The organism is Rhodanobacter sp. ANJX3 (genome assembly GCF_014200755.1).
GTDB lineage: Bacteria > Pseudomonadota > Gammaproteobacteria > Xanthomonadales > Rhodanobacteraceae > Rhodanobacter.
On sequence record NZ_JACHCM010000005.1, the window covers coordinates 297062 to 323467 of the forward strand.

General features: G+C 64.4%; 20 protein-coding genes and 1 riboswitch. Of the genes, 14 read left to right on the top strand and 6 right to left on the bottom strand.

From position 1 onward, the window contains the following. Positions 1-19 precede the first annotated feature (19 nt). From HDE76_RS15350 to HDE76_RS15370, 5 genes are read left to right on the top strand one after another with little or no spacing between them, the layout of a single operon-like run. Complete coding sequence (locus HDE76_RS15350) at positions 20-679, top strand: SCP2 sterol-binding domain-containing protein (protein ID WP_184508859.1); 660 nt, start codon at positions 20-22, stop codon at positions 677-679. Further along, positions 676-2325: a ubiquinone biosynthesis regulatory protein kinase UbiB gene (ubiB, locus tag HDE76_RS15355; protein WP_184508861.1), complete on the top strand. Its 1650-nt coding sequence runs from the start codon at positions 676-678 to the stop codon at positions 2323-2325. The genes HDE76_RS15350 and ubiB overlap by 4 nt, the downstream gene beginning before the upstream one ends. A gap of 9 nt (positions 2326-2334) precedes the next feature. Then, on the top strand, positions 2335-3105 hold the full coding sequence (locus tag HDE76_RS15360; RefSeq protein ID WP_184508863.1) for a pseudouridine synthase: 771 nt from the start codon (positions 2335-2337) through the stop codon (positions 3103-3105). A 9-nt stretch (positions 3106-3114) separates the two neighbouring features. Further along, the gene (arfB, locus tag HDE76_RS15365) at positions 3115-3537 is read left to right on the top strand and encodes an alternative ribosome rescue aminoacyl-tRNA hydrolase ArfB (RefSeq protein ID WP_179478281.1); all 423 of its coding nucleotides are present in this window, start codon (positions 3115-3117) and stop codon (positions 3535-3537) included. Beyond that, entirely contained in the window at positions 3534-4121 is a 588-nt protein-coding gene (locus HDE76_RS15370) for a 1-acyl-sn-glycerol-3-phosphate acyltransferase (protein WP_179478283.1), read from the top strand. Before arfB ends, HDE76_RS15370 begins: the two co-directional genes overlap by 4 nt. A 15-nt stretch (positions 4122-4136) precedes the next feature. Here the strand turns inward: HDE76_RS15370 and HDE76_RS15375 are convergent, their stop codons facing one another. After that, a complete protein-coding gene (locus tag HDE76_RS15375) occupies positions 4137-5177 on the bottom strand; it encodes a LysR family transcriptional regulator (RefSeq protein ID WP_184508865.1) in 1041 nt (346 codons plus the stop codon). 122 nt (positions 5178-5299) lie between these two features. Between HDE76_RS15375 and aceB the strand changes: the two genes are divergently transcribed. Continuing rightward, the gene (gene aceB / locus HDE76_RS15380) at positions 5300-6910 is read left to right on the top strand and encodes a malate synthase A (protein ID WP_184508867.1); all 1611 of its coding nucleotides are present in this window, start codon (positions 5300-5302) and stop codon (positions 6908-6910) included. Positions 6911-6943: 33 nt separating this feature from the next. Further along, on the top strand, positions 6944-8236 hold the full coding sequence (gene aceA / locus HDE76_RS15385; protein WP_179478289.1) for an isocitrate lyase: 1293 nt from the start codon (positions 6944-6946) through the stop codon (positions 8234-8236). Between the two features lie 93 nt (positions 8237-8329). Here the strand turns inward: aceA and HDE76_RS15390 are convergent, their stop codons facing one another. From HDE76_RS15390 to HDE76_RS15400, 3 genes are all read right to left on the bottom strand, one after another. Continuing rightward, the gene (locus HDE76_RS15390) at positions 8330-10144 is read right to left on the bottom strand and encodes a sodium:proton antiporter (protein WP_179478291.1); all 1815 of its coding nucleotides are present in this window, start codon (positions 10142-10144) and stop codon (positions 8330-8332) included. Positions 10145-10236: 92 nt separating this feature from the next. Further along, positions 10237-11736 carry a YifB family Mg chelatase-like AAA ATPase gene (locus HDE76_RS15395; protein ID WP_184508869.1) on the bottom strand — a complete coding sequence of 500 codons (1500 nt, stop codon included), beginning with the start codon at positions 11734-11736 and terminating at the stop codon, positions 10237-10239. Between the two features lie 158 nt (positions 11737-11894). Next, on the bottom strand, positions 11895-12152 hold the full coding sequence (locus HDE76_RS15400; RefSeq protein WP_179478295.1) for an accessory factor UbiK family protein: 258 nt from the start codon (positions 12150-12152) through the stop codon (positions 11895-11897). A gap of 218 nt (positions 12153-12370) precedes the next feature. On the opposite strand from HDE76_RS15400, the gene glnK reads away from it, so the two are divergent. The 4 genes from glnK (at position 12371) to HDE76_RS15420 (ending at position 20437) form a co-directional block, all read left to right on the top strand. Further along, positions 12371-12709 (top strand): P-II family nitrogen regulator, encoded by a 339-nt coding sequence (gene glnK, locus HDE76_RS15405; RefSeq protein WP_179478304.1) that lies wholly within the window; start codon positions 12371-12373, stop codon positions 12707-12709. A 163-nt stretch (positions 12710-12872) separates the two neighbouring features. Then, positions 12873-13087: riboswitch (cobalamin riboswitch) on the top strand. Between the two features lie 152 nt (positions 13088-13239). Continuing rightward, the gene (locus HDE76_RS15410; protein ID WP_255481626.1) at positions 13240-15804 is read left to right on the top strand and encodes a ribonucleoside-diphosphate reductase subunit alpha; all 2565 of its coding nucleotides are present in this window, start codon (positions 13240-13242) and stop codon (positions 15802-15804) included. Positions 15805-15882: 78 nt separating this feature from the next. After that, positions 15883-16908, top strand: coding sequence for a ribonucleotide-diphosphate reductase subunit beta (locus HDE76_RS15415; protein WP_184508872.1), 1026 nt, complete (start codon positions 15883-15885; stop codon positions 16906-16908). Positions 16909-17191: 283 nt separating this feature from the next. Further along, positions 17192-20437: a carboxypeptidase regulatory-like domain-containing protein gene (locus HDE76_RS15420; protein ID WP_184508874.1), complete on the top strand. Its 3246-nt coding sequence runs from the start codon at positions 17192-17194 to the stop codon at positions 20435-20437. A gap of 97 nt (positions 20438-20534) precedes the next feature. Here the strand turns inward: HDE76_RS15420 and HDE76_RS15425 are convergent, their stop codons facing one another. Next, the gene (locus tag HDE76_RS15425) at positions 20535-22868 is read right to left on the bottom strand and encodes a S9 family peptidase (protein ID WP_184508876.1); all 2334 of its coding nucleotides are present in this window, start codon (positions 22866-22868) and stop codon (positions 20535-20537) included. Between the two features lie 194 nt (positions 22869-23062). Between HDE76_RS15425 and HDE76_RS15430 the strand changes: the two genes are divergently transcribed. Together HDE76_RS15430 and HDE76_RS15435 are read left to right on the top strand one after the other, a co-directional pair. Beyond that, positions 23063-23452 carry an acyl-CoA thioesterase gene (locus HDE76_RS15430; RefSeq protein ID WP_184508878.1) on the top strand — a complete coding sequence of 130 codons (390 nt, stop codon included), beginning with the start codon at positions 23063-23065 and terminating at the stop codon, positions 23450-23452. 69 nt (positions 23453-23521) lie between these two features. Beyond that, complete coding sequence (locus HDE76_RS15435; protein ID WP_184508880.1) at positions 23522-24274, top strand: glutathione S-transferase family protein; 753 nt, start codon at positions 23522-23524, stop codon at positions 24272-24274. Between the two features lie 21 nt (positions 24275-24295). Here HDE76_RS15435 and HDE76_RS15440 read toward each other — a convergent pair whose 3' ends face one another. After that, positions 24296-25192, bottom strand: coding sequence for a LysR family transcriptional regulator (locus HDE76_RS15440; RefSeq protein WP_184508882.1), 897 nt, complete (start codon positions 25190-25192; stop codon positions 24296-24298). Between the two features lie 175 nt (positions 25193-25367). Here HDE76_RS15440 and HDE76_RS15445 point away from each other — a divergent pair, with 175 nt between their 5' ends. Further along, positions 25368-26375: an aldo/keto reductase gene (locus HDE76_RS15445; RefSeq protein ID WP_184508884.1), complete on the top strand. Its 1008-nt coding sequence runs from the start codon at positions 25368-25370 to the stop codon at positions 26373-26375. Positions 26376-26406: the final 31 nt, after the last annotated feature.

Below are 26406 nucleotides of genomic sequence, written 5' to 3' on the forward strand. Positions count from 1 at the left end.
GGCCGGCTACAATCGCCGGATGACCGACGCCACTCCCAACTCCTGGCTGCCGCCACCGCTGCGCCGACTCGCCGGCCGCGCGCTGGAAACTGCGCTGAACCATACGCTGTCGCTGGATCCGGATACGCAGCAGCGGCTGATCGCGCTGAACGGTCGCCGCGTATTGCTGCATCTTCGCGGACCGGAAATCGCGTTGGCCGTCACCGTGGAAGATGGACATCTGAAAGTCGGTCCGCCGGACGAAAACGCATCCGGTAGCCAGCTGCGCGTTGCCGCCACGCCGGGCAGCCTGCTGGCGATGCTGTTCAAACGCGACGATGACGGCATTTCGCCGGGCAAAGTCGACATTGCCGGTGACGCCGAGCTGGCGCGTCGACTGGAAAAACTCTCTACCGCCTTCGCGCCCGATTTCGAAGAGGCGTTTGCGCGCACCTTCGGCGATGTGCTCGGCGTACCCATCGCCAAGGCCGTGCGCAAAGCGCTCGCCCACGCGAAGGAAACCGCCGCACACCTGACCGAAGACAGCGCCGACTGGCTGCGCGAAGAGTCTCGTCTCGCACTGGCACCGGGCGAAGTCGAAGGCTTTCTCGACGGAGTGGATACGCTGCGCGAGCGCAGCGAGCGACTGGAATCGCGCGTGCAGCGGCTGGCTCGCCGCCTGCAGGACAACGCCGCATGATGCCCCTGCGCGTGGTGCCGGGCCTGCTGCGGGTCATCTCGATCTTGCTGGCGTACCGCGTCGACGAAATGGTCGGCGAGGAAAAGGGCGTCAATCCGCTGAAGTTCTTCCGTCCGCTCGCTGCCAAACCGCGCGTGGACGTTGGCCCGCTGTCGCGCGGCGAACGCCTGCGGCTGGCGATGACCGAGCTGGGGCCGATCTTCGTCAAAGCCGGCCAGGTAATGTCGACGCGACGCGACCTGATTCCAGCGGACATCGCCGACGAGCTGTCGCTGCTGCAGGATCGGGTCGAGCCGTTTCCTGGCAGCGAGGCGCGCGCCATCGTCGAGCGTGAACTCAAGTCGCCGATTGGCCTTCTATACGGCCATTTTGATGAAACGCCGCTGGCCTCGGCGTCGATCGCCCAGGTGCATGCCGCGACACTGCACGACGGCAGCAAGGTCGTGGTCAAGGTGTTGCGGCCGGGCATCGATCGACGGATCGCGCGCGACGTGCGCCTGCTGCGTTCGCTGGCCGAGCTGGCGCAGCGCTGGCATCCGAGGGCCGACAAGATACGCCCGCTGGAAATCGTGGCCGAAGTCGAGAAGATGCTCGAGAACGAGCTCGACCTTCAGCGCGAAGGCGCCAGCGCCAGCCTGCTCAAGCGCAACTTCGCCAGCGGTTTCGACCTCTACGTGCCGGCCGTGTATTGGGACCTGACGGCCGAGCGCGTGCTGACGCTGGAGCGCGTCTACGGCATCAGCACCGACGACGTGGCGGCCATCGACGCGGCGGGACTCGATCGCAAGAAGCTGGCCGTCAAGGGCGTGCGGATTTTCTACGAGCAGGTGTTTCGCGACAATTTTTTTCACGCCGACGCGCACCCGGGCAATATCTGGGTTGACCCCGCGCGGCTGGAAGAGCCACGCTTCATCGCGCTCGACTTCGGCATCATGGGATCGCTGCCGGAAACCGACCAGTATTTTCTGGCGCAGAATTTCATCGCGCTGTTCGAGCGCGATTACGCGCGCATCGCGCAGCTGCACGTGGAAGCCGGCTGGATGCCGGCAAATCTGCGGATCGATGAACTGGAGGCCGCGATTCGCACGGTGTGCGAGCCCTACTTCACCCGGCCGCTGTCGCAGATTTCGCTCGCCGACCTCGTCGTGAAGCTTTTCCGCACCGCCCAGCGCTTCGAGCTGACCCTGCAGCCGCAGCTGATCCTGCTGCAGAAGACCCTGCTGAATATCGAAGGCGTCGGCCGCCTGCTCGATCCGGACATCGACATCTGGGCGGTGGCGCATCCGGTGCTCAAGCGCATCCTGCGCGAACGCTACAGTCCGCTGCGCACGTTGCGCGAAGCGCGCAAACGCCTGCCGGTGTGGCTGCACGACGCTCCGCAGTTTCCCGAGCTCGTGCGCGACGCGCTGCGCCAGCTCGGTCGCGGTGAACAGCGCAGCGTGCCCGATCCACAGTGGCTGAAACTGCAGCAGGACAGTGCCCGCCAGCAGCAGCGGCTCATCGCCTGCAGCCTGCTCGGCAGCTCGCTGATGATCAGCGCAGCCCTGCTGTGGACGCTGGCGCCGCAGCACGGCTCGCTGCCGCCCATGCTTGAGAGCATCGCCGGACTGATCGCCTTTGCCGTCGGCTGGCCGCGCTCGCGCTGATTGTTGCAGATGATCGAGATTCTGTATCAGGACGAGGCGCTGATCGCCGTCAACAAGCCGGCTGGTCTGGCGGTGCACCGATCGAAGATGGTCGGCAACGCCGAGGAATTTTTGATCGACCGGCTGCGCGAGCAGCTCGGTGGCAACGTCTACCTTGCGCACCGGCTGGATCGCGCCACCAGCGGTGTGTTATTGATCGCCCGCTCCAGTGAGATGGCCGCCGCGCTCGGCGAGCAGTTCATGGGGCGCTCGGTGCGCAAGCAGTATCTCGCCGTGGTGCGCGGCTGGCCGGAGCCCGAGGAAGGGCTGATCGACTATGCGCTGCCGGGTTCGCGCGAAACCGGGCCGCGACGCGAGGCCAGCACCCGTTATCAGCGGTTGGCGACGATCGAGGTGCCGATCGAGCTGGGCCGCTATCCGCAGCAGCGCTATGCGCTGGTTCAGGCCGAGCCGCTGACGGGGCGCTTCCGCCAGATCCGCAAGCATCTGGCGCATATCCACCATCCGGTGATCGGCGACTGCCAGCACGGCCGCGGCGATCACAACCGCCTGTACAAGCAGTATTTCGGCTGCCACCGCATGCTGCTGCATGCGCGGCGACTGCGGTTTGCGCATCCGCTGGACGGGCGGCCGATGGTCATCGACGCTGCGTTGGATCGCGAATACAGCGATCTGTTGGCGCGGTTCGGCTGGTCGCTTCCACCCCTCGACCACGATTTCACTGACGCGGCCACCATGCCGCCCGATCCACCCACGGCAGCGGACGCGCGCGCCAGCTAAACTCCGCGCATGTTGATCGTCAGCCACAGCATCAGCGTACCGGAGTCCGAGCTGGTCGAGCGCTTTTTGCGCGCCGACGGCCCGGGCGGCCAGCATGTGAACCGCACCGAGAGCGCGGTCGAATTGCGCTTCGACGTCGTCCACTCGCCGTCGCTGCCCGAAGCGATACGGGAGCGCCTGCTGGCGCGTCGCGATCGCCGCCTGACCGGCGATGGCGTGCTGGTGATACAGGGCCGTCGCTTTCGCGATCAGGGCCGCAACCGCGACGACGTGCGCGAGCGGCTGGTCGAAATCATTCGCGACGTGCTGGTGCCGCCTAAAAAACGCCTGGCGACCAAACCCACCCGCGCCTCGAAGGAGCGCCGCCTGGTCGGCAAGCAGCAGCGCGGCAAGACCAAGCAGAACCGCTCGCGCCAGTGGTCGCCCGAGTGAGTACGGTACCGCCGCTGCCGCCGCAGGCACCGCGCATCGACAGCCGCTTCTGGCCCTGGCTGTGCCGGGGACTGCTCCACCTCGGCGGCTGGCGCCTGCTAGGCGAGTTTCCCGATCTGCCGAAGCTGATCGTCATCGGCGCTCCGCACTCCAGCTACTGGGACGGCGTGTGGGGATTGCTGATGAAGGTGGCGCTCGGCGTGGATGTCAACATCATGATCAAGCGCGAGGTACTGCGAAGCCCGCTTGGCCTGATTCTTCGCCCGATCGGCTGTATCCCCATCGACCGCCGCGCAGCGACCGACGTGGTCGGCCAGATGACCGCGCGCTTTGCCCGCAAGCCGCGCATGTGGCTGGGCATCACGCCCGAGGGCACGCGCAAACCGGTGACGCAATGGAAAACCGGCTTCCTGCGTATTGCCTATGCGGCGAAGGTGCCGGTGCTGCCGGTGTTTTTCGACTATCCGAGCAAGACCTTTACGCTCGGCCAGCCGTTTTATCCGGCCGGCGACCTCGACGCCGACATGCTCGCGATACGCGCGCTGTTCCGTGGTTATCACGGTAAATACCGCGACACCGAATAAGCTTCAACAGGATCCTCAGCGCTGGGAGTGCCCCGACTCGTCATAGTCGCGGGCCAGCAGGCCCGGACGAATCAGATCGACGAAGGCGCGCGCCTCGGTGCTGAGGAATTTGCCCTTGCGGATCACCACACCGTAGCTGCGCTGCGGGAAATACTGCTTCATGTTGCGCACGGCCAGTCGACCGGCATCGGCCTTGGTGATGCAGATGCCGGTGACGATGGAGATGCCCAACCCCATCGCCACGTATTCCTTGATCACATCCCAGCCGCCCACTTCGATCGCCACGTGATACGGCACCTGGCGCTGCTGAAACACCAGATCGACCAGACGATAGGTCGACAGCCGCTGCGGCGGCAGGATGAGGCCGAAGGCCGACAGATCCTCCAGCGCGATTTTCTCCTTGGCCGCCAGCGGATGATCGAGCGGCATGATCAGCATGGGGTCGTAGTGATGCACCGGTTCCCACGCGATGTCGTTGGGGACGTCGAGCATCGAACCGACGGCGAAATCCGCCTCGTCCGCCCGCAGCATCGCCAGGCCGTCCTTGCCGGTGACGTTGGCCAGCTGCAGATGCACGGCCGGATAGCGATCGCGATAGCGCCGCACCAGCTCGGGCAGCAGGTACTGGATGGTCGAGGTGCCGGCCGCGATGGTCAGACGACCGCCCTGCAGGCCTTTCACCCTCGTCTGGAAATCGCGGTCCAGCGTGTCCCAGCCTTCGACCAGCGGGCGCGCCAGCTCGTACAGGGCTTCGCCTGCATCGGTGAGGTTGATGCGGCGGCGGCGGCGTTCGACCAAGCTCGCACCGAGTTCGCGTTCAAGCGCCTGTAATTGAAGGGTAATGGTTGGCTGCGAGAGGTAGAGCGACTCGGCCGCGCGGGTCAACGAGCCCAGTTTCACCATGGCGACAAAGGCTTTGAGCTGCTTGTGGCGATTGCCCTTGTAATAGAAGCGCTCCGCGCTTTGCTCGTTGGCTGAGTCGCCCGCGCCCGCTTTTTTTACCGTGCGCTTACGTATGGTTTTCCCTTCATTCATCGCGACAGCGGGCTTTTTCATGGCGTTTCTTCAATACGTTAGCGTATGTATTATCAATGCTAATACATATGATTGAAACATTCACTTTGTCAAACACTGATGCTTAGCCTAGCTTGAAGGTCCCACGAAGACGAGGTGCGGTCATGGCAGTCCCCAAGGAAAATATCGATATCCGCGCGGCCGATAACGGCGCCATCGCCATTCACGCGGACTGGGCCGGTTATGAAAGCGTGCTGACGCCGGCCGCACTGGCGTTTCTGACCAGGCTGCATCGTGGCTTCAACAACCGTCGCCTGGACCTGCTTGCCGCCCGGCGCGAGCGCCAGGCCGGCTATGACGCCGGCGGCCTGCCCGATTTCCGCCAAGACACCAAGGCCATCCGTGACGGCGACTGGCGCGTGGCGCCGATTCCGGCCGCCCTGCAGGATCGCCGGGTCGAGATCACCGGGCCGGTCGAACGCAAGATGATCATCAATGCGTTGAACTCGGGCGCCAAGGTGTTCATGGCCGATTTCGAGGATTCCTCCTCGCCGACCTTCGCCAATCAGCTGGTCGGCCAGGTCAATCTACGCGACGCGATCGACGGCAGCATCGGCTTCACCTCGCCGGAAGGCAAGCAGTACACGGTCAGGGAAAATCCCGCCGTGCTGGTCGTGCGTCCGCGCGGCTGGCACCTGCCGGAGCGCCACGTCACCGTCGACGGCGAGATCATGGCCGGCGCGCTGGTCGACTTCGGCCTATATGTTTTCCACAACGCCAGGGCACTGCACCAGCGCGACCTCGGCCCGTACTTTTATCTGCCCAAGCTCGAGGCGATGGAAGAAGCCGCGCTGTGGGACGACGTGATGGCGGTGGCCGAAGCCGAACTGAACCTGCCGACCGGCACGATGAAGGCCACCGTGCTGATCGAGACGCTGCCGGCCGTGTTCCAGATGGACGAGATCCTGCACGCGCTGCGCGGCCGCGTGGTCGGACTCAACTGCGGCCGCTGGGATTACATCTTCTCGTACCTGAAAACGCTGCGCGGTCACCGCGACCGTCTGCTGCCGGAGCGCGGCCAGGTGCTGATGACGGTGCCGTTCCTGAAGAACTATTCGGAGCTGCTGATCAAGACCTGCCATCGCCGCGGCGCGTTCGCGATGGGTGGCATGGCCGCACAGATTCCGATCAAGGGTGACGATGCCGCCAACGAGGCGGCGATGGCCAAGGTGCGCGCGGACAAGCTGCGCGAAGTGAAAGCCGGCCACGATGGCACTTGGGTCGCGCATCCGGCGCTGGTGCCGGTCGCGCAGGACATCTTCGACGAGCACATGCCGACGCCCAACCAGCTCGACGTGTTGCGCAGCGACGTCCACGTGACCCGCGACCAGCTGATCGAGCCGTGCCTGGGCACGATCAGCCGCGAGGGATTCGAGAACAACATCGAAGTGTGCCTGCGCTATACCGCTGCCTGGATGGACGGCCTCGGCTGCGTGCCCATCCACAACCTGATGGAAGACGCCGCCACCGCCGAGATCGCCCGTGCCCAGCTGTGGCAGTGGCTGCATCACGGCGGCCTGGAGTTTCCCGATCACGCACCGATCGACTTCGCCCTGTTTGACCAGATCCTCGCTGCCCACACGCACCGCGTGGGCGAAAGCGATTTCCCCGGCGCCGCACACGCTGCGGCCGCCGCCGCCTTGATTTCCACCCTGACGCATGCCGACCAGCTCGGCGATTTCCTCACCCTGCCCGCCTACGAACAGCTCGCCTGAGCCGCCTCGTCTCACCTTTGTATGGAGCACGTCATGAGCAACACACTGCCAACCGCTGAACAGATCTCGCAGGACTGGAAAACCAACCCCCGCTGGGCCGGCATCGAGCGCAACTACTCCGCCGAAGACGTGGTGCGCCTGCGCGGCACCATCGGCGTCGAGCACACGCTGGCCCGCCGCGGCGCCGAGCGCCTGTGGACCTCACTGCACAAGGAAGACTTCGTCAATGCGCTGGGCGCACTGACCGGCAACCAGGCCATGCAGCAAGTCAAAGCCGGCCTCAAGGCGATCTACCTAAGTGGCTGGCAGGTGGCTGCCGATGCCAACGTCGCCGGCGAAATGTATCCCGACCAGTCGCTGTACCCGGCCAACTCGGTGCCGCTGGTGGTGAAGAAGATCAACAACACCTTGCTGCGCGCCGACCAGCTGCATCACGCGGAAGGCAAGGACGACACCGACTGGCTGGTGCCGATCGTGGCCGATGCCGAAGCCGGTTTCGGTGGCGTGCTGAACGCGTTCGAGCTGATGAAGGCGATGATCGAGGCGGGCGCCGCCGGCGTGCATTTCGAAGACCAGCTGGCCTCGGTGAAGAAGTGCGGCCACATGGGCGGCAAGGTGCTGGTGCCGACCCGCGAGGCCGTCGACAAGCTCAACGCCGCGCGCCTGGCCGCCGACGTCTGCGGCGTGCCGACCTTGCTGGTGGCTCGCACCGACGCCGATGCGGCCGATCTGCTGACCTCCGACGTCGATGCCAACGACAAGGATTTCATCACCGGCGAGCGCACGGTCGAAGGCTTTTATCGCGTACGTCCGGGCCTCGACCAGGCGATCAGCAGAGGCCTGGCCTATGCGCCCTACGCCGACCTGATCTGGTGCGAAACCAGCAAGCCGAACCTGGACGACGCGCGGAAGTTTGCCGAGGCCATCCATGCCAAGTTCCCGGGCAAGATGCTGGCCTACAACTGCTCGCCGAGCTTCAACTGGAAGAAGAATCTTGACGACGCAACCATCGCCAGCTACCAGATCGAACTGGGCAAGATGGGCTACAAGTTCCAGTTCATCACCCTGGCCGGCTTCCACAGCCTCAACTACGGCATGTTCGATCTGGCGCACGGCTACGCGCGCCGCCAGATGAGCGCCTTCGTCGAACTGCAGGAGAAGGAGTTTGCGGCGGCCGATCGCGGCTTCACGGCGGTGAAGCATCAGCGCGAGGTGGGCACCGGTTACTTCGATCAGGTGACCCAGGCGATCCAGCAGGGTCAATCCTCCACCACGGCGCTGACCGGCTCGACCGAAGAAGCGCAGTTCCACCACGAAGCGGCGTGATTTAGGGCGATACGCAACAGTTGTAACGTGAAACAAAACGCCTCCACTGCTCACGCAGTGGAGGCGTTTTCCATTACCGGCTTACGGACACACTCAGGCCGCGACGAGTTTGTCGCTCACCGGCTCCGCGGCAGGAGGCACCAGCGCGATCACCGTCCACCCGGCCTTCGGCTCCAGCTCGCGCTTGGTCGAGGCGACCTGCAGCGAACCCTTTTCCTCGACGCCGAACATCAGCACGGTATGCGAGCCGTATTGCTCGATGAAATGCGGCCAGTCGAAGGTCGCGCTGAGCTTGGTCGACTTGACCCGCCAGCCCTGTTCGAGCATCTCGGCGAAGCGTCCGTGCGTCATCTGCTCGTCGAACAGCGGCGGTGCCAGCAGGCTGCCGGGCAAGGCGGCGCGATCGGTATTTTCCTGCGGGCTGAGGTTGCGCAGACGATAGATTTTCTGACGTCCGAACTCCTGCCGGTAGTGCACGCAGGCCAGCGAATTGCGCTCGCGGTGGGTCGACATGGCCAGCAGCCGACCGATGCCGGTGAGATCGAGATTGCGTTCGGCGTGCGTCGACGCCGGATTGCCGTAGAACGTGTTGAGGCCATCCATGCGCGCCTGGCGAATCTGGTTCCAGTCGTCGTCGGCCAACACCACGCGAAAGCCCGCTTCGGCAATCGCCGTACCGATGGTGCGCGCGACGTTGTCGGAGCCGAAAATCAGCACGCCGCGCGGCTCGGGCTCGGCGACTTTCAGCCACAGCGCCAGCGGTCGCGCGGTCGCACTCTGCAGCACCACGGTGCCGATGATGAGCGTGAACACCAGCGGCACCAGGGCGTCGCCGCCGGCCACCCCCAGCGCATTGAGTCGCAGTGCGAACAGTGCCGATACCGAGGCCGCCACGATGCCGCGCGGCGCGATCCAGCCGATCAGTGCACGCTCGCGCCAGCTCAGTCCGCTGCCCATGCTCGACACGATGACAGTGATCGGCCGCACCACCAGCTGCGCGATCACGAACAGAGCGATGCCCGCGCCGAGCATGCCGGGCGGCAGCGGCCAGTGCAGTCGCGCGGCCAACAGAATAAACAGCACCGAGACCAGCACGGTGGTGAGGTTTTCCTTGAAATCGAGTATGTCCTCGATATGCACACCGCGCGCGTTGCCCAGCGCAATGCCCATGATCGTCACCGCGAGCAGGCCGGATTCGTGCGTGAGCGTATTGGACACGCTGAAAGCCAGCAGCACGGCCGCCAGCACGGCAAAGTTCTGCAAGTATTCGGGAATCGCCTGCCTGCGCAGCAGAAACGCCATGACGAAGGCGGCCAGCGCGCCGATCACGATGCCGCAGCCGATGGTCGCCAGAAAAATGCCGATGGTATGGCCCTGCTGACGCGACACGATCGCCTCGTAGATCAGCACGGCGAACAGCGCGCCCAGCGGGTCGATCACGATGCCCTCCCAGCGCAGCGTGTTGCCGATACGCGCATTCGGCCGCACCGTGCGCAGCATCGGCGCGATCACGGTTGGCCCGGTCACACAGGCCAGCGCGCCGAACAGCAGCGCGATCGACCAGCTCAGCCCGGCCACGATGTGCGCGGCCAGGGCGAGCAACAGCAGGCAGACGACTGCGCCGTAGCTGACCAGGCCGCGCACTGCACGACCGATTCCCGGCAGCTCGTGAAAGCGCAGGCTCAGGCTGCCCTCGAACAAGATCAGCGCCACAGCCAACGACACGATGGGAAACAGCAGGCTGCCGAGCAACTTGTCCGGATTGACCAGGCCGGTGACCGGCCCCAGCAGGATGCCGGCCAGCAGCAGAAACAGGATCGCCGGCAGCTTCACCCGCCACGCGAGCCACTGCGCCAGAAAGCCGATCATCAGCATCCCGGCAAGCACCAGGCCGAGCTCGATAGTCATTCATTGTCCTTGGGTGAACGCGAGCGCCTATCGGAGCATGCACTGGTGGATGCGTCCAGTGAATGCGACGACGACGCGGGCGTTCGATGAAGCTAAAACCGCCGATATTGCAGCGCTTCGGCGAGATGCTCGCGCTCCAGCAGGGGCACGCCACCGTCGAGATCGGCGATCGTGCGCGCCACGCGCAGCACGCGGTGATACGCGCGGGCCGACAGGCCCAGCCGCTCCAGCGCGGTTTCGAACCAGCGGCGTTCGGCCGGCCCGAGCGCGCAATCGCGCTCCAGCTCCAGCGTGCTGATTTCGGCGTTCGGCCGGCCGGCGCGCATCAGCGACTGGCGGCGCGCCTTGAAGACACGCTCGCGCACCGCGGCGGAGTCTTCATCCTGTCTGCTGCGCGGCCCACCGAGATCGGCCAGCGGCACCTGCGGCACCTCCACGCAGATATCGATACGATCGAGCAGCGGACCGGAAATACGCGAGCGGTAGCGCAGGATCTGATCCGGCGTGCAGTGGCAGCGCTGGCGCGGGTCGCCCATGTAGCCGCATGGGCACGGGTTCATCGCCGCCACCAGCTGGAACTGGGCGGGAAAGGTCGACTGCCGGGCCGCGCGCGAGATCACGATATGCCCGGACTCCATCGGCTCGCGCAGCACCTCCAGCACGTGCCGGCTGAATTCCGGCAGCTCGTCCAGAAACAGCACGCCGTTGTGGGCCAACGAAATTTCACCCGGCCGCGGATACGAGCCGCCACCGACCAGTGCCACCGCCGACGCCGTGTGGTGCGGCGCCCGAAAAGGTCGGCGGCGCCACTGCAGCAGATCGGTCTGCTGCCCCGCCACCGAGAGCACGGCGCAGGTTTCCAGCGCCTCGGATTCGGACAGCGGTGGCAGGATGCCCGGCAGGCGTTCGGCCAGCATGGTCTTGCCCGTGCCGGGCGGACCGACTAGCAGCAGATGATGGCCGCCGGCCGCGGTGATCTCCAGCGCGCGGCGCGCCTGCTGCTGGCCGCGTACGTCGAGCAGATCGGGCCCGTCATATGCACCGCCGTTGCTCGGCGTGCCGATCGGCGCCGAAAGCTCCTGCGCACCGCGCAGCCAGCCGCAGACTTCGGCCAGCGTGGCGGCAACGCGCACATCGACGTCCGGCACCAGCGCCGCTTCGGCCGCGTTTTCCAGCGGCACCACCACGCTGCGACCGCGGGCGCGCGCCCGCAGCAAGGCCGGCAGGACACCTGAGACGCTCCGAAGGGCGCCAGTCAGCGCCAGCTCGCCGAGAAATTCGCAGTCGTCCAGCTTTTCGCGCGGCACCTGCCCGCTGGCCGCCAGAATGCCGAGTGCAATGGCCAGATCGAAACGGCCGCCGTCCTTGGGCAGTTCGGCCGGCGCGAGATTCACCGTCACCCGGCGATTGGGGTATTCGAACGCGGTGTTCTGGATCGCCACACGCACCCGGTCGCGCGCCTCGCGCACCGCCGCTTCGGGCAAGCCGACAATATTCGTGGCGGGCAGACCGCCGGACAGATGCACCTCGACCATCACCTGCGGGGCAGCGATACCCTCCTGGGCGCGACTGAGGGTGACGGCAAGACTCATGTGTCAAAGCTCATGCGACGAGGAATCGCCGGCGCCGTGATGGGTCGCTCCCGGCTGACATGATCGAGCGACTCCAGATTCAGCGAAAACTAACCGCCCCCGATCGTTCTCGGGGTGAGGGTGACGGATCGGGGGCGGCTCCCGGGAGACTGGTGCAGCTAGGTTCCGCGGGCGGCGATGGCGGCCTCGAGTTCGGCCACGTGTCGTTCCAGCTCGTCGACCTTCGCACGGGTGCGGGCAAGCACCTGGCTCTGGACGTCGAACTCCTCGCGGGTGACTAGATCGAGGCGGCGCAATCCCTGCGCCAAAACATCCTGGAAGTTAGCCCGCAAATCCTGTTGCGCCTCAGCCAATCCTGGCGGTACCAACGACACAAGTCGCGCGGCAATCTTGTCGATAACCTGCTTATCCATCATGGATAGCGCCTCAAGCTCGTCGGAGTAAATAGTAGGTGAACGGAAATCGGGTCTGCCATCGGGATGCTCCACCAGAAGTTGTAGGGATTGTCCTACAGGCATCGTTATTCAGGCGACAAGCGACGCCCCGGCAGGCAAAATGGTCCGTCGCATCCAGCCCGCCTGCCGCGTTTCAGGGCCGAATGCTTTTGGCCAACGCATCTTGACGGGGAAATACCATGAAACTGGTTGTGGCGATCATCAAGCCGTTCAAGCTGGACGACGTGCGCGAAGCGCTGGCCGAGGTCGGCGTACAGGGCGTGACGGTGTCGGAAGTCAAAGGCTTTGGCCGGCAGAAAGGCCATACCGAGCTTTATCGCGGCGCCGAGTACGTGGTCGATTTTCTGCCCAAGATCAAGATGGAGCTGGCGATCACCGACGATCAGCTCGAACGCGTGCTCGAAGCGATCCAGCATTCCGCCAGCACCGGCAAGGTCGGCGACGGCAAGATCTTCGTCACCTCGCTGGAACGGGTCATCCGCATCCGCACCGGCGAAATGGATCACGACGCGCTCTAGCTTCCCGTCCGCATGGCTGACTCGGGTCGGCCCAAATGCGCCGGTGGCCATGCTCGGCTCGGAAATAAATTTTGCCGGTCGGCAAGCCGCCCGCGCGCTGGCCGCACGCCACTTATCCCCAGAACCATCCACAACTTGTTGGGTTGACCACGCCCGGCTCACCCGATATGTTGTGTCCGTCGGTGCTCGTCCAGACAATGGGTCGGTCGGGCTTAAAAGGGAATCCGGTGTAAATCCGGAACTGCCCCGCAGCGGTAAAGCGGAAACGAACGCCTCCACATGCACTGGTCGTCCACGGCTGGGAAGCGGGGGCAAGTAGGCGGATCGCAAGATCCATGTCCGCAAGTCCGAAGACCTGCCGACACATCGGGGCGAACATGCCCCGGTGCGTAGTGACGGCTTCCGTGGGGAGGTGCGTCGATGGGAGAACGCCGCGTGGCGTTCGTTCCGCGACCGCCCAAGGAATGTGTTGCTGCAGGCCCTGCGCGCGGGAGCGGGTGTTTGATTTTTTCATGCCCGGAGTCACCGCCATGCAACCCCTCGAAAACGCTGTCAGCGAGCGCACCGTCGCTCGCGTCGATGCTTTTAACGTTCCCGTCGGCGAGACGCCGGTCATCGAGTCGACCGTGGTCGAACATGCCAGCACGGCGCCGACTGCCGGCGTCGGCGTCGGCGCCGCAGGCTCGGACGAAACGTTCGCGCTGACGCCGCCGCACAACCCGGGCCAGATGCGCGTGACCAAGCGCAACGGCGGCCAGGAGATCGTCGACGTCAACAAGATCGTGCGCGCGGTGACCCGCAGCGCCGAAGGCCTGCACGGCGTCGATCCGCTGCGTGTGGCGCTGAAGACCATCGGCGGCCTGTACGACGGCGCCACCACGCAGGAACTCGACCAGCTGTCGATCCGCACCGCCGCCGCGCTGACCGCCGAGGAGCCCGAATATGGCCAGCTCGCCGCGCGGCTGCTGGGTGCGTATATCGACAAGGAAGTGAGCGGCCAGGAGATCCAGAGCTTTTCGCAGTCGATCGTACGCGGTGCGGAACTGGGCATCCTCAATGAGCGATTGCGCGACTTTGTGGCGCTGAACGCACGCAAGCTCAACGATGCGATCAATCCGCTGGCCACGCGCCGCTTCGAGTATTTCGGCCTGCGCACGGTGTACGACCGCTACCTGCTGCGCCATCCACAGAAGCGCTTGGTGATCGAGACACCGCAGCATTTCTTCATGCGCATCGCCTGCGCGCTGGGCGGCAACGAGATCGGCGAGACGCTCGAGCTTTATCGCCTGCTCTCCTCGCTGGAATATATCGCCAGCTCGCCCACGCTGTTCAACGCCGGCACCAACCACGAGCAGCTCAGCTCGTGCTACCTGCTCGACTCGCCGGTCGATTCGCTGGAGTCGATCTACGACAAATATGCCGACGTGGCCAAGCTCAGCAAGTTCGCCGGCGGCATCGGCCTGGCCTACACCCGCGTGCGTTCGCGCGGGTCGCTGATCAAGGGCACCAACGGCCATTCCAACGGCCTGCTGCCGTGGCTGAAAACCCTTGATGCTTCGGTCGCCGCGGTGAATCAGGGCGGCAAGCGCAAGGGCGCGGCTTGCGTGTACCTGGAATCGTGGCACGCCGACATCGAGGATTTCCTCGAGCTGCGCGACAACACCGGCGACGATGCGCGCCGCGCGCACAATCTCAACATCGCCAACTGGATTCCCGACGAATTCATGCGCCGGGTCGAGTCAGACGGCGATTGGTCGCTGTTCGATCCCAAGGTCGTGTCGCATCTGGTCGACAGTTGGGGGGCGGTATTCGAACAGCACTACGCGAAGGCCGAAGCCGAAGGTCTGGCCGTCAAAACGGTCAAGGCGCGTGAGCTTTACGCGCGCATGATGCGCACCCTGGCGCAGACCGGCAACGGCTGGATGACCTTCAAGGACCGCTGCAACGCCACCAGCAATCAGACGGCCAAAGCGGACAACGTGATCCACCTGTCCAACCTGTGCACCGAAATTCTGGAAGTCAGCTCGGCGACCGAGACGGCTGTGTGCAATCTGGGCTCGGTGAACCTGGCGCGGCACGTGGTGCACGCGGCCGACGGTAGCCCTACCTTCGATTTCGAACAGCTCGCCTCCACCGTGCGCACGGCCGTGCGCCAGCTCGATCGCGTGATCGATCTGAACTTCTATCCGATCGACACCGCGCGCACCGCCAACATCAAGTGGCGTCCGGTCGGGCTCGGTGTGATGGGTCTGCAGGACGTGTTCTTCAAGCTGCGCCTGCCGTTCGATTCCCCCGAGGCGCTGGCACTGTCCACGCGCATCGCCGAGGAGATCTATTTCCACGCGCTGTCGATGTCGAACGAGGTGGCAGCGCAGGTCGGCGCGCACCCCGGCTTTGCCGAGAGCCGCGCCGCCAGCGGCGAGCTGCAGTTCGACTACTGGCCGCAGGCGCAGACCCACGACAGCGCGCGCTGGGACGCGCTGCGCGAGCGCATCAAGCAGCACGGGCTGCGCAACTCGCTGCTGATCGCGATTGCGCCGACCGCGACGATCGCCTCGATCGCCGGCTGCTACGAGTGCATCGAGCCGCAGGTCAGCAACCTGTTCAAGCGCGAGACGCTGTCGGGCGATTTCCTGCAGGTGAACCGTTACCTGGCCGACGAGCTGAAGGCGCTGGGATTGTGGACGCCGGAAGTACGCGACGCGATCAAGCTGGCCGAAGGTTCGATCCAGAACATCGCCGCGATCCCCGAACGCCTGCGTGCGATCTATCGCACCGTATGGGAGCTGCCGCAGAAGGCGCTGATCGAACTGGCCGCTGCGCGCGGCGCCTTCATCGACCAGAGCCAGTCGCTCAACCTGTTCATGGAAAACCCCAACATCGGCCAGCTCAGCTCGATGTACATGTACGCCTGGAAGGCCGGCATCAAGACCACCTACTACCTGCGCTCGCGACCGGCGACCAAGATCACCAAGACCACGGTCACCGCCAGCCGGACCAGCGCGCCCGAGCCGGTCATCGACGATCAGGCGCAGGCCAACGCCGCGGTGTTCTGCTCGCTGGAAAATCCCGAGTACTGCGAAGCCTGCCAGTAAGCGCGAGCGCGATCCGGCGTCACCACGCCGGATCGTCGCGACGCCGCGTCAACCATCGTTATTCAGAGGAAGCCATCCATGTCAGCCCAGCCCCTCCGCAACGCGCAGATTCTCGACCCCGGTTTTGAACTGACGCTGCGGCCGATGCGCTACCCCGCGTTTTACGAGATGTATCGCAACGCGATCAAGAACACCTGGACGGTGGAGGAAGTGGATTTCTCCATGGACACCTCCGACCTGCGCACGAAGATGTCGCCGGCCGACCGTCACCTGATCCAGCGGCTGGTGGCTTTTTTCGCCACCGGCGACACCATCGTGTCGAACAATCTGGTGCTCAATCTCTACCAGCACATCAATGCGCCCGAGGCGCGCATGTATCTGTCGCGCCAGCTGTATGAGGAGTCGCTGCACGTGCAGTTCTACCTCACCCTGCTCGACACCTATATCCCCGATCCGGCCGAACGCAACGCGGCGTTCGCGGCGATCGAGACGATCCCGTCGATCCGCCAGAAGGGCGAATTCTGCTTCAAGTGGATTGACTCGATCCAGCATCTGCAGCGGCTGGAAACGCGCGAGCATCGGCGCCAGTTTCTGCTCAACATGATCTGCTTTGCCGCCTGCATCGAAGGCCTGTTCTTCTATGCCGCCTTCGCCTACGTGTATTACCTGCGCTCGCGCGGCCTGCTGCACGGGCTGGCGGCTGGCACCAACTGGGTGTTCCGCGACGAGAGCGGCCACATGGCGTTTGCGTTCGACGTGGTGCGAACGGTGCGCGACGAGGAGCCGGAGCTGTTCGACGACGCGATGCGTGCCCAGGTCGAGGAGATGATGGAAGACGCCATCGCCTGCGAAACGCAGTTCGCCGATGACGTGCTTTCCGGCGGCGTGGTCGGCCTGTCGGCGAAAGACATGCGCCAGTACCTCGAATACTGTGCCGATCAGCGCTTCGCCCAGCTCGACATGCCGAAGAAATACGGCGCCAAGAACCCGTTCGACTTCATGGACCTGCAGGACGTGCAGGAAGTGACCAACTTCTTCGAGCGCCGCGTCTCGGCCTATCAGGTCGGCGTGCAGGGCGAAGTGGCGTTCGATATGGCGTTCTGATGCCCCACGCTGCGGGCGGCACGACGTGGTGTCGAACGGCAGTCCGCACGATTCATAGATCGAAAGAAAAACCGCCACCTCGCAGGAAGTGGCGGTTTTTTCGTGAAACTGTCATCCAAAGCACGTAATATTCTGCGGCGACCTGCTTCTTGCCTGAATCAGGCCGGGGTTTCGGTCAACAAAGGGAAAGTCATCCAAGGTCAGTTCTCCCGAGTATTCCTCGGGACGGGCGTCTGTGCGAGCGGCGTTTCCCATCTCGCCCGCGTATTCAGAAGGATTGACGATGACACCCGCCATTCGCAGGAACCTGCTTTCATTCGCCATCGCCACGCTGCTCGCGGCGGCGCCCGTGGCCGCTCAGAACATCACCACGTCCGGCGTCAGCGGACGCGTGCTCGACGCCAAGGGGCAGCCGGTGGCCGGCGCCACGGTCGACATCGTGCATCAGCCCTCGGGCACGACCAAGCAGGTGACCACCGACGCCGAAGGCCGCTACACCGCGCAGGGGTTACGCGTGGGCGGCCCGTTCGAGATCAAGGCCAGCAAGGGCGGCATGGCCACGGTGGAAAAAAACGACGTCTATCTGCAGCTCGGCCAACCGTCGTCGATCAACCTGGGCATGAGCTCGGGCGCCGAGGCGGCCAGCAACCTGTCGGCCGTGACGGTGAGCGCGTCGACGCTGGCGCAGACCTTCTCCTCGGAGAACAAGGGCCTGTCGACCACGATCTCGCAGCGCCAGCTGCAGGCCACGCCGCAGGGCAACCGATCGATCGACGACGTGGCGCGACTCGACCCGCGTGTGACCGTGACCGACCAGGGCACCGGCTCGATATCCGCCGCCGGCCAGAACAACCGCTACAACAACATCGCCGTGGACGGCGTGACCCAGGGCGATCCGTTCGGCCTCAACGCCAACGGCCTGCCCTATCAGAAGTCGCCGATCTCGCCGGAGACGATCGCCGAGTACAACATCTCCACCGCGAATTTCGACGTGATCTCCGACACCGTCGGTGCCGATATCAACGCGGTCACCAAGAGCGGCACCAACCAGTTTCACGGCTCGATCTACGACGCCTACCGCAACGCCAACAAACTGGTCGGCAACGCCGGCTGGCTGCCGAAGAACAACGCCAACTACGGCTACAACGGCTACGACAAGGACTCGACCTACGGCTTCACCCTCGGCGGTCCGATCGTCAAGGACAAGCTGTTCTTTTTCGTCTCGGCCGAGCATGAAAAAACCACCGGCATCGGCGCCGACTCCGCCAACGGGCTGGACGAATCGCTCGGCAACGGCGCGTCGACCAGCAACAAGGTTTCGCCCGGAGACCTGCAGAAAATCATCGGCGTGGCCAAGCAGCTCGGCCTGACGCCTGGCACCTTCGGCGGCAGCACCGGTCTGGCGTATGACGACAAGCGTTATCTGGGCAAGATCGACTGGAACATCAGCAACAACCACCGCGCCAGTTTCACCTACCAGAAAACCGACGAGCAGCTGCCCGCGGTGGGCGGCAACAGCGCCAACAGCGTGGGCCTGACCAGCTACACCTATACCAAGGCGATCAGCACCGAAAACTACGTGGCCCACGTATTCGACGACTGGACCGACAGCTTCTCCACCGAAGCGAAAATCGGCTACCAGAAGTTCGTGCAGGACACGACCGCGCCGTTCCAGCAGCCGTCGGTCAACGTCAACCTGCAGGCCGACGGCAAAGGCCCATCGGTGAACCTGGGCGAGGAGCAGTTTCGTCACTACAACCACATCGATACCAAGAAGCTCTCGTTCTTCCTGGCCGGCACGTATTACGTCGGCGACCATGCCATCAAAGCCGGCGTCGACGCGTCGCGCACCAAGATCAACAATCTGTTTGGCCAGTCCGAATTCGGCGTGTACAACTTCTGGGGCATCGACAATTTCCAGGCCGGCAACTACAACAAGTACGTGCTCTACCACCCGGCGCCCGGCTATGCACTGGACGATATCGCCGGCAAGTGGACCTACAGCCAGTACACGCCGTTTCTGCAGGACACCTGGCAGGTCACACCGCAGCTTTCGCTGCAGTACGGCGTGCGCGTGGATATTCCCAACTCCAGCGGCCGGCCCGATTACAACGCCTCGTTTGAAAAGGCGTTCGGCTATCCGAACGACTACACGGTCGGTTCCAGCAATCGCGTGGTCGAGCCGCGCCTGTCGTTCAACTACACCTTCGAGAGCGATTACAAAACCCAGCTGCGCGGCGGCGCCGGTCTGTTTCAGACGCAGCCGCCCACGGTGTGGCTGACCAACCCGTACCAGAACAACGGCGTCACCCTGCGGTCGTACACCACGTTCAATCCCGCTCTCGCGCCGTTCAGCCCGAACCCGTTCGGCCAGAACATTCCGGCCGGCGGCGGCGCCGGTTCGATCGATACCGTGGCGAAGAACTTCAGCCTGCCGACCGTGTGGAAGATGAGCCTGGCGCTGGATCGCGAGCTGCCGTGGTGGGGGCTGGTCGCCTCGGCCGAGTACGAGCACATCAAAGTGCGCGACGGCATCCTGTACCAGGCCATCAACTTCGGCGCGCCCACCGGCGTGCTGCCGGACGGGCGCCAGCAGTTCTGGAAAACGCCAGGCGAGGCGCCGACCACGGCCGATGCGCTGGCCAACCAGAACCGCGCCTTCAGCACCGCGTCGACCCTGCTGACCAACACGCACAAGGGCAAGTCCGACAGCCTTACGCTGGCGTTGAGCAAGCCGTTTTCCGACAGCGTGTTCGGCAACCTGGCAGTCACCTTCAATCACGCCACCGACGCCGACCCGGGTACCGACACGATTGCCTACAGCGGCTACCAGCGCGTGGCGCGCCTGAATCCCAACGACAATGAAAGCGCCACCTCCAACTACAACGTGGCCAAGAGCCTGAAGGCGTCGCTGACCTGGCAGCACAACTTCTTCGACAACTACCGGACCCAGGTCTCGATGTTCTACAGCGGCCGCACCGGCAATCCATACACCTGGATTTTCGCCAACGATGCCAACGGCGACAGCATTGCCGGATGGGACCCGGTCTATATTCCGAACCTCAACGATCCCAAGGTGGCTTACGCGGCCGGCACCAAGGCGCAGACGATCCAGCAGTTTCAGGATTTTCTCGCCAGCGACAAGTACCTGAAGGATCACCGCGGCCAGATCGCCAACCGCAACGGCGCGCATTCGCCGTGGGTCAGCCAGCTGGACATGAGCTTCTCGCAGGAAGTGCCGGGCCTGTTCCCGGGCAACAAGGGCGAGATCCGTTTGGACGTCTATAACTTCCTCAACCTGATCGACAAGAACTGGGGCCTGGTGAAGTACACCGGCACCTATCCCACCCGCACTCTCGCCAGCTACGGCGGCGTGAATGCCGCCGGTCAGTACGTGTATACGCTGCCCGTCGACAAGAACGGCAACTACCAGCCGCAGCAGCTGAACTACTACGACGGCGGCTTCTACGATCCCAGCCGCGTGGTGTCCCGCTGGTCGGCGATGGTGACCTTGCGCTATACGTTCTAAGCCATGTCCGCACTGGATTGATGGAATAAAAAACGGCGCTTTCGGCGCCGTTTTTTATTTGCCGGACTCGCGCGTTATAGCGCCCCTTATCGTTGGGTCACGGCATCGGCGTCGGTTTCAGCGCGAACTCTTTCGGCGGCGTATTGCCGGCGAGGTTGGTCACGAAATAGTCCCAGCGCCGGCGCGTGGCGTATGCCGTCGCCGCACCGTAGCCGTGACGCACGTTGGGGATCATCAGCATGTCGAAATCCTTGTTGGCCTTGATCAGCGCATCGACCACCAGCAGGCTCTCGTAAGGCGGCACGTTGTCGTCCAGCGTGCCATGCACCAGCATCAGATGACCCTTGAGGTTGGCCGCAAGGTTCTGATTGGCCTGGTCGTCGTAATTGCTCTTGCCGTCCGCACCGACGATCTGCTCGCCCTGGTATTTCTCGGCCCAGTCGTCCTCGTAGTTGCGGTTGTCGTGGTTGCCGCTCTCGGACCAGCCGACTTTGAAGAAATCCGGATAGCGGAACATCGCATCGGTAGACGCGTTGCCGCCGCCGGAGTGGCCCCAGATGCCCACGCGGTCCAAGTCGATCCATGGATAGCGCTTGCCCAGGTCCCTCAGGCCTGCAACCTGATCGGGCAGCGTATTGTCGCCCATGTTGGCGAACCAGGTGTCGTGAAAAGACTTCGAACGCCACGGTGTACCCATGCCGTCGATGGCCACCACGATAAAGCCCAGTTCGGCCAGCGACTGGTTATCGCCGTGACTGGGTAAGAAACTGCGCGTATCGACCGAACCGGTCTGCGGACCGGGGTAGATGTAATCGATGACAGGGTACTTCTTCGACGGATCGAAGTGCGATGGCTTGAACATGATGCCGTACAGATCCGTCTTGCCATCGCGCGCCTTGACGACGATCGGCACCGGCGGCACCCAGCCGGCAGCCTTCAGACGCGAGATATCCGCCTTGGCGACGCTGGCGACAGTGTGACCGTCCTCGGCGCTGCGCAGTACGGTCACCGGCGGCTCCGTAGGTGTGGACCAGGCATCCACGAACAGCTTGTGGTCCGGCGAGAGATCGACCGTGTGGTCGGCCGCTTCCGGGGTCAGCAGAGTCGGCTGGCCGCCGTCGAGGCTGACCTTCCAGAACTGCTGGTAATACGGATCGACGCCCGTCGTGCGGCCCACGCCACGGAACCACACGGTGCGCGTGGCCGGGTCGACCTTGAGCATCTCGGTGACATTGCCCTCGCCCGTGGTGATGGCGTGCTTGAGCTTGCCGGTGTCGAGGTCGTACAGGTACAGCTGACCCCAGTCGCTGCGCTCGGAGAACCACACCGCTTCGTGTGTGGCCGGCAGGTATGCCCAGTTGGCCGTGCCCAGGCCGCTCTCGTAGTAGGTCTTGGCGGTTTCTTCGAACACGGTGCGTACCTTGCCGGTGGCCGCATCGGCGATGCGGAACCACTCGTGCTGGTGGTAGCGCGAGGTGGACACGAAAGCCAGGGTCTTGCTGTCCGGCGCCCATTTCACATCGTCCCAGCCGCCGTCCGGGCCACAGCTGACATCGTCGCACAGGGTGGAGCGGTGCTGGTCCGGCGGCAGTTGCAAACGCACGGTTTTATGGTTGGGCACGTCGATGACGACGCGCTCGATCATGGTGACGTTCTTGTCGCCGGCCAGCGGATACTTCCACGACAGCAGCGTCGGATGGCCCACGTTGGTAGTCACCAGATACATGTCGCCGGTCTTGCGCTGATCCTGCTGAAAGGTCGCGATCTTCGTCGAGTCGGGCGACCATTCCAGAATGGCGTTGTCGGTGTGCTTCCAGCCGGCGTTGTCGGTGGCGTAGCCGAAGTTCTCCACGCCGTCGGTGGTGAGCTGGGTTTCCTTGCCGCTGGCAGCGTCACGCAGCCACAGGTTCCAATGGCGGATGAACGCCTCGGATTTCTTGTCCGGCGACAGCACGCCCGGCTCGCTGCCGGTGTTCTTGCCGGGTTCCACCGCGGCGCAGGCGCCGCTGTTTTTCACATCGCACAGATAGTGCTTGTCCTTGATGGCAATATCCAGACGACCGTCCGGCGCCACGCTGTATGCGCTGATCGGCAGCTTCTTGTCGTCGACCGGCTTGCCCGTGACCTTGGCCAGCGCGGCGGCCAGCTTCAACTGATCGAACAGCGGCGTGACCGTGCCGGTGGCCGCATCCATCTGCACAAAATGATCGCCCGCGCTGTCGTGGTCGCGATACCAGAAGTGGCCATCGTCCAGCCAGCTGACTTTCCGCACCGAGTGATCGACCAGCGGCGTCGTGTTGTATCTCATGAAGCGCTCGGCTTGTGCATAGTCGTTGGCGGTCAGCGTGCGGCTCTCGGCCACCACCCCTGACGACGCCAGGATCACCATCACTGCGCCAGCTCGGCACGACGTGCGGACTATCGAATGCATGCAACCTCCGGATGAAAACAGGACAGGCGGCGAACGGTCGGCGATCGCCGCCACTCAATCGTCCGATGCTAGCGCGTAAGCCGGCCGACTACCCCTGCCATAGGTCCATGCCGGCGCACATTTGTGCAGTCGCAACAAACTACAATGCGAGACACCGTCGAACCACGTCCGGTCCACTCAATCAGCAGAATGCCATGATCAAGATTCCCCACGAAGCCCGCCTGATGGAGATGGTCTTCCCCGACCATACCAACCACCTCGGCACGCTGTTCGGCGGCCAGGCGCTGGCATGGATGGACAAGGCGGCGTTCATCGTGGCGTCGCGCTATGCGCGGCGCACGGTGGTGACGGCGCGCTCGGAAGAGGTGAACTTTCGCGTGCCGGTGCGCAGCGGTCAGTTGGTCGAACTGGTGGCCAGCGTGGTCAAGGTCGGGCGCAGCTCGATGACGGTGGAGGTGGAAATGACCGCCGAGGATCCGCTCAGCGGCGACCGCCGGGTCTGCACCACCGGCCGCTTCGTGATGATCGCGCTGGATTCCAACGGCTCGCCCACCGCGATTCCGCCGCTGTCGACCGCCGAATAATCCGGGGCGCTTGACGCAGGCCGCGGTCGCCTCCCAACCTGCCGATTCCTTTGTCTGCCGATCGCCGCCATGTCCGAACCACTGACCATCATCGGCAGCTATATCTCGCCGTACGTGCGCAAGGTGCTGGTGTTTCTCGAACTCAAAGGCATCGACTACCGCATCGATCCGATCCCGCCGTTTGTCGGCAACGACACGTTTTCGCAGCTCAGCCCGCTGCGCCGCATTCCGGTGATGCGCGACGGCGATCTTCTGCTCAACGATTCCAGCGTGATCTGCCAGTACCTGGAGGATCGGCACCCGCAGGTATCGCTCTATCCCGTCGATATCGCCGATCGGGCACGGGCGCGCTGGCTGGAGGAATACGCCGACGTGGCGCTGGGCGATGCGATCGCCGGAAAGCTGTTCTACCAGCTGGGCATCAAACCGCATCTGTTCGGCGAAAAGACCAATGACGCGATGGTGCAGCAGGCGCGCGACATCGATCTTCCCGCCGCGCTGGATTACCTGGAAACCCACCTGCCCACCGACGATTTCATCTTCGGCGAACTGTCCATCGCCGATATCGGTATCGCCAGCTTTTTCCGCATGGCCGGTTTCGTGCGCTACACCATCGATGCCGAACGCTGGCCGCGCTGCGCCGGCCTGGTGGCACGCACGCTGGCGCTGCCGGTGTTTGCCAAACTGGCCACGTTCGAGGATCGCGCGCTACGCACACCGGTGTCGGAGCAGCGCGCCGTGCTGGCGGCCATGGGCGCTCCGTTGACCGACACCACCTGCGGTGGCGCGCCGCCACGGCGTGGCGTGATCGTCATCGACTGACCGCTTGTGCGTCGGCTGACGCTAGCGCAGATCGGCCATCAGCTCGACCAGCCAGTCGACAAACACCCGTACGCGCGGCGACAGCTGCCGCTGCGCCGGATACATCACCGACACCGGCATCGGCGGCGGCGGATACTGCGGCAGCACCTCGAGCAGACGACCGGCTGCCAGATCGGCCGCCACGTTGTAGCGCGGCAGTTGGATCATGCCAAAGCCGGCTCGGCAGCTGGCCGCGTAGATATCGCCGGAGTTCACTGTCACCGCGCCGGGTACATCGATGATGCGCAGTTCCCCGCCCACGGTGAAATCCAGCGGCTGCGCACGACCACTGGTCGGCGACCGCCAGACCACCGCCTGATGCGCCGTCAGCTCGTCGAGCGCCTGCGGCATGCCGTGCTGTTCGACGTAGCCCGCACTGACGCAGGTCACCTGCGACAGCACCGCGAGGCGGCGCGCGATCAAGCCCGAATCGGCCTGCTCGCCGCCGCGCACCACGCAGTCCACGCCCTCGTGGACGAGATCGACGTAGCGATCGCTGGCACCGATATCGAGTTCGAGCAGCGGATAGCGCGCGCGAAAATCCGCCAGCGCCGGCACGATCACCGCCGTACCCAGCGGCCCCGACAGATCGATGCGCAACGAGCCGCGCGGCTGCGCCGCGGCGTGGCTGAAGACCGATTCGGTTTCCTCCAGATCCGCCAGCAGGCGCTGGCATCGGGTGTAATACGCCTGACCGTCGGGCGTGGTGCGCACGCTGCGCGTGGTGCGGATCAGCAGCTGGGTACCGAGCCGGGCCTCCAGCTGACGCAGCGCATGGCTGACCGTGGCACGCGGAATGCCCAGCTCGTCGCCCGCGCGGGAGAAGCTGCCCAGATCCACGATGCGGGTGAACACGCGCATGGTGTCGAAACGATCCATCGCCGCCTCATTGTTGATTCTTGTTGGATAGACATACCAATTTACCCTCCTTTATCCAATTCAGGCTACTGGGGGCAATGCGTTCAGATCCGCGACCGCACGGGCGATCAGGCTGTACGTCTGACTGTCGGTGCCGTCCTCGGCCAACGCCCTCCTCTCACTCAAGGACATCACCATGCAAAAGCGCACTCTCGGCAAAGATATCGGCGCAAACGCGGCCCCCAAGGTTTCCGCCCTCGGCCTCGGCTGCATGGGCATGAGCGATTTCTACAGCGGCCGCGACGATGTCGAATCGATCGCCACGATCCAGCACGCGCTCGACCGCGGCCTCAACCTGCTCGACACCGCCGACATGTACGGCCCGTTTCTCAACGAGGAGCTGGTCGGCAAGGCGATCAAGGGCCGTCGCGACGACGCCTTCATCGCAACCAAGTTCGGCATCGTGCGCGACCCGAACGACCCGACCAAGCGCGGCGTCAGCGGCCACCCCGATTACGTGCGCAAGGCGTGCGAGGGCAGCCTGAAACGGCTGGGCGTGGACACCATCGACCTGTATTACCAGCACCGCGTCGATACCAGCGTGCCGATCGAGGACACCGTCGGCGCCATGGCCGAGCTGGTCGGCGCGGGCAAGGTGCGTTACCTGGGCCTGTCCGAAGCCTCCGGCGCCACGATCGAACGCGCGTATGCAGTGCACCCGATCACGGCGCTGCAGAGCGAGTTTTCGCTGTGGACGCGCGACCCGCAGAGCAACGGCATGCTCGACGCCTGCCGCAAGCTCGGCGTCAGCCTGGTGGCGTATTCCCCGCTCGGCCGCGGCTTTCTCACCGGCGCGATCCGCTCGCCGGACGACTTCGAGGCCGACGACTACCGCCGCAACAACCCACGCTTCCAGGGCGACAACTTCAGGCACAACCTAGAGCTGGTCGATCGGGTGCAGAAGCTCGCCAACGACAAGGGTTGCACGCCGGCGCAGCTGGCGCTGGCCTGGGTATTGGCGCAGGGCGACGACGTGGTGGCAATCCCCGGCACCAAGCGTCGCTCGCGTCTGGACGAAAACCTCGGCGCGCTTGACGTCACCCTCAGCCCGGCCGAGCTGAAGGCGATCGAAGCGGTGTTCCCGCCCGATGCCGCGGTCGGCACGCGCTATGCCGAATCGATGATGCACATGGTCAACGTGTAACCATCATCGATAGCTTGGCTCTGCCGGCGCC